This window comes from Dietzia cercidiphylli (assembly GCF_014145145.1).
Lineage (GTDB): Bacteria > Actinomycetota > Actinomycetes > Mycobacteriales > Mycobacteriaceae > Dietzia > Dietzia natronolimnaea.
In genome coordinates, this window is record NZ_JAALEA010000389.1 from 1 (window position 1) to 4022 (window position 4022).

Annotated in this window: 2 protein-coding genes and 1 pseudogene; all 3 read right to left on the reverse strand. The window is 69.3% G+C overall.

All coding sequences use genetic code 11. The features are described from left to right. Positions 1 to 51: 51 nt before the first annotated feature. Positions 52 to 2166, reverse strand: a complete 2115-nt coding sequence (locus G6028_RS13640; RefSeq protein ID WP_182659194.1) for a DEAD/DEAH box helicase — start codon at positions 2164 to 2166, stop codon at positions 52 to 54. Continuing rightward, positions 2167 to 3468, reverse strand: coding sequence for a BREX system ATP-binding protein BrxD (gene brxD / locus G6028_RS13645; RefSeq protein ID WP_182659195.1), 1302 nt, complete (start codon positions 3466 to 3468; stop codon positions 2167 to 2169). After that, positions 3469 to 4022: pseudogene (locus G6028_RS17480) on the reverse strand (hypothetical protein); the annotation flags it as partial.

Consider the following 4022-nt stretch of genomic DNA (forward strand, 5'->3'; position numbering starts at 1 on the left):
GCAGGGTGACACTAAAACTTGTGGAAGTCAGGTCTGAAGCCCGGCGGGTGCCTACTCCACCACCATCCGCCGCGCGATCACCTCGATCGCCCACTCCACGGGCAACGCCTCCGAGAACTTGAGCTTGTCAACCAGCGTCGCGGGAACCGCAGGAAGCGGCCGCTCACTCTCCGGTAGGGACGCCCAGAACTCGAGCCGCTCCGCTGGAGGCCCGGTGGGCATGCCCTCGTGCAACGTGATCGCGTCGGGCTGGGCCATGCCGCCCTGCGGTGCGAGTTCCTCACCCAGCGCCGGCCCGAGCGCCGCCTGATACCTGCGATTGGCGGCGCTGCCCTCGTAGGTCCACCACTTCCGGACGTTGTCCGTGGTGGTCCACACAGGTCCGTGTGGGCTCACCGTGTGACGCAACCGGTCCTCGTCGTCGGCGAGTACGGCGCGGGCGCGGGCGGTGAGCCGAATCTGCTCGGGGAGCTCTCCCAGCAGCACAGCGCGCATGCCCTGCGCGACCTGCCGACCGATGTCGGCGCCCCCGAACCCGTACCGTGCTCTGCCGCCGCCCGCGGCGGGCTCCACCTGCACCCGATGCCTGGGCCAGTTGATGTCAGTGACCTTCCACGACCGCCCCGCGAGAAGCAGGTGGATCGGCCCATCGACGCCGGTGAGTGCCCGCCACTCCACGGTGCCCACCTCCTGCCGACCGGCCAGGACGGTGAACTCCCGAGGCATCGCAAAGGTGGTGAGCAGGTCCATGAAGTGTCGGCGGCCGAACACCCTCTCGGCGTCGGGCCCGAGGAACATGGCGCCGCCATCGACGTTGAGGTACCCGCGCTCCACGAGGAAGTCGACGATCAGCTCGGCGGGACGCTCGAGGGTCTCGGCGCTCATCAACGGGGTGGCCGCCCAACGGTCCTGCCAGCCGTACCGCGGCAGCGCGCCCTCCTGCAGCATCGCCGCCATGATCTGCTGCGCCACCAAGTGCAGCGGGACCGGTGGAGGCACGACGGGCTCGACATATCCCGTGCCCCAGGCGTGAAGAAGACCCAGTGTCCGGAGCAGATGCCGGGGTTCGGTGGCGATGAACAGGCAGTTGCGGACGGTGCCAGCGCGACGACCGGTGCGACCGAGACGCTGGAGGAAACTCGACACGGTGGAGGGGGCGCCGATCTGAATCATGCGGTCCAGGTCCCCGATGTCGATTCCCAGCTCGAGGGTCGAAGTCGCCACGATCACGCAGTCACGCGCTTCGGCGAACGCCAACTCGGACCGCCTCCGCTCCTGGGCGGAGAGTGACGAGTGCGAGAGGTACACGTCCACGTCAAAGCCGCGGAGCATGGATGCCAACTCCTCGGCCTGCCGGCGACTGTCCACAAAGACGAGCCGTTTCTGTCCCCGGTACAGCTTGGACAGCAGCACGGCCGCGGAGTCGAGAGTGTCGACGGCGTCCACGACGATGTCGGCGTCACCGGCGACAGGCCGGACCGCCTCACCCACGGCAACGCCCGGCGCGATCACACGCCCGGCCCGCCCGTCGACACCGCCCTGCAACCACCGCAGCAGATCCTCGGGGTTGCCGACGGTTGCGCTCATCCCGATCCGCTGCAGCGGCCGCCCGACCAGGTGCTCGAGACGCGAGAGGACGGCGGACAGGTGCCATCCGCGGTCGTCGCCGGCAAAGGCATGTACCTCGTCGATCACCACGGTGTGCAGGTTCGCGAACAGCGTGCGGTGGTCGGTCTTGGTGGAGGCGAGCATCGCCTCGATGGATTCGGGCGTGGTGAGCAGGATGTCCGGCGGGTCAGCCCGGATGGCTCTGCGGGCGCTCTCGCCGACGTCTCCGTGCCATACCTCGACGCGGCGACCCATCCACGCGGTGTAGTCGACCAGTCGCACGGCGAGGTTGTTGAGCAGCGCCTTGAGCGGGGTCACGTACAGGACGGTCAGCCCGGCCCAGTCCTCGTGGGCCATGCGGGTGAGGACGGGGAATACGGCGGCCTCGGTCTTGCCGCCGGCGGTCGGCGCGAGCAGTAGGGCGTCCTCGCCGTCGATGAGCGGCCGGACGGACTCCTCCTGCAGTGGCCGCAAGCCGGGCCAGCCGAGGGAGTTGACCACGTGGTGCTGCAGTAGCGGGTGCAGCGCGGGGAAGCCCTGCGGGGCGCGGTGGTCCATCTAGAGCTCGATGGCGTCGGGGTCATCGATGGGGGACGACGACGAGGCCGCCACCGCGGACCGTTCACTCTGACTGAGGTCGGACGCCTCGAGCGTCGGGGTGAAGTGCTGCCGCGGGAGGAAGTCAGGGAACATCTCGACGCGATCCAGGCAGTCGACGAGCATCCGCAGGTACTGGCGGGGTGCGATCCCCACCTGGCCGCCGAGTTTTCCCGCCACGGACTCGGCGAGCACGCGCAGGTAGGCGTCGTCGACGAGGGTGGTGACCCGCTGGGCGACGGCGGGGTCGAGGCCGACCGCGTAGAGGTCACGCACGCGCGACCCGACCTCGACCAGTCGGTCGAAATCGAAGGCCTGAAGCCGGATCTGCGGTTGCCGGGGATTATCGAATCGGGGGTCGGCGTCGAACTTCACGCCGATCCGTTGGTCGAGCGGAGGCAGTCGCTTGATGCCCTGCTGTCCTTCGAAGAAGGCGCTGGTCCCGGTGATGAGCAGGTACATCCCGGGGTAGCGCCCCGAATCGAGCTCGTCGATCCACTGCCGCAGAGCATTGAGCGCCTTCTCCCGGACGTCGCCGCGCATGCGCTGGAGGGTCTCGACCTCATCCAGGACCAGCAGAAGCCCGCGGTGTCCGGAGCCGGCGAGCACCTGGAGTAGCCCCTGAAAGAAGCCCATCGCCAGGAAGTGGTCGAGTTCGCCCTTCACCCCGGCTGCTCGTTTAGCAGACGCGGCAACGTTGCGCTGACCCCCGAGCCAGGCTGCAAGCCCGTCGGCCACCTCGATCTCACCGTTGAGCAACGCGTCTCGATACCCGCGCAGGGCGAGAGGGAACACGGGCGCAGCATCGGCGACGGAGCGCAGTCTGTCCTCGAGCAGCTCCGCGGCGTCTGCTCCGGAGGAGGCCGCGTCGTCTTCCACTCCGAGGAGCCAGTCGTCGAGGACCGCCCGGAATGCCTGTCGAGAGACGGCGGGGGTGCGGAGTTCTTCGCAGGCCCTCCGGTACACGGTCTCGAGCCGATGCAGGGGCGTCTCGAGTTCGGAGATCTGGACCTCGGACACGGCGAACCCGCGGTCGAGGGCCTGCTGCTGGAGCCAGCGCGCGAAGAAGGTCTTGCCGGAGCCGTATTCGCCGCGGACGGCCTTGAACACGGCGGCGCCACCGGCGACCTTGTCCAGCTCTTCTCCCAGGACGGGCGCCAGTCGGTCGAGGCCCACGGCGAGCTGGTCCAGCCCGTCGGCGGGGACGGTGCCGCGGCGGAGGGCGTCGATGATCGCGGTACGGCGGGCGGGGGAGACGGTCATCTACAGTCCGAACTGTTCAAAGAGGGTCTGGGACGCCAGCACCACGTCGTTGTCCTCACGCTCGAGGACCGGCATGCCGTCGACGTTGACCACCTTCTGGATCCTCGCGATGGTGCCGCTGACCCGAAGCGGGTTGAGGTCGAGAGTGCTCGCGAGTACGGCAATGGGCATGCGCCCGTTGTTCGCTGCAATCGCGCGCAGCGCGTCGGCCAGCACGCCGGGGTCGAGCCCGACCCGCTGTGACTCGACCCTCTCCTTGAAGTAGTCCTTGCGGGCCAAGGCGGTGAAGGTGTCGGCGGGTCTCTTCGCCCGGGCGGGCGCGGGTGCCGGCGAGGCAGTGGGCTCGGCCGGGACTGGGGAGTCGAAGAGTGAGACCTGGTCGGCGTCCTGCGGTGCCTTGCGCCGCGTGGCGGGCTTGGCCGCGGGTCCTCGCCCAGAGTGCCCGGCGGCAGCCTGTCCAGCAGCCGCTTGTCCCGGGGTCGCCTCGCCCGCACCACTGGTCGACGTCGCCGTCGAGATCGGCCACCACGCGGGCCACGAGTCCTGGACGGGCG

Excerpts from the sequence above, each read along its gene's own strand:
- G6028_RS13640 (WP_182659194.1), bottom strand. The coding sequence starts at position 2,166 with ATGGACCACCGCGCCCCGCAGGGCTTCCCCGCGCTGCACCCGCTACTG.
- brxD (WP_182659195.1), bottom strand. The coding sequence starts at position 3,468 with ATGACCGTCTCCCCCGCCCGCCGTACCGCGATCATCGACGCCCTCCGC.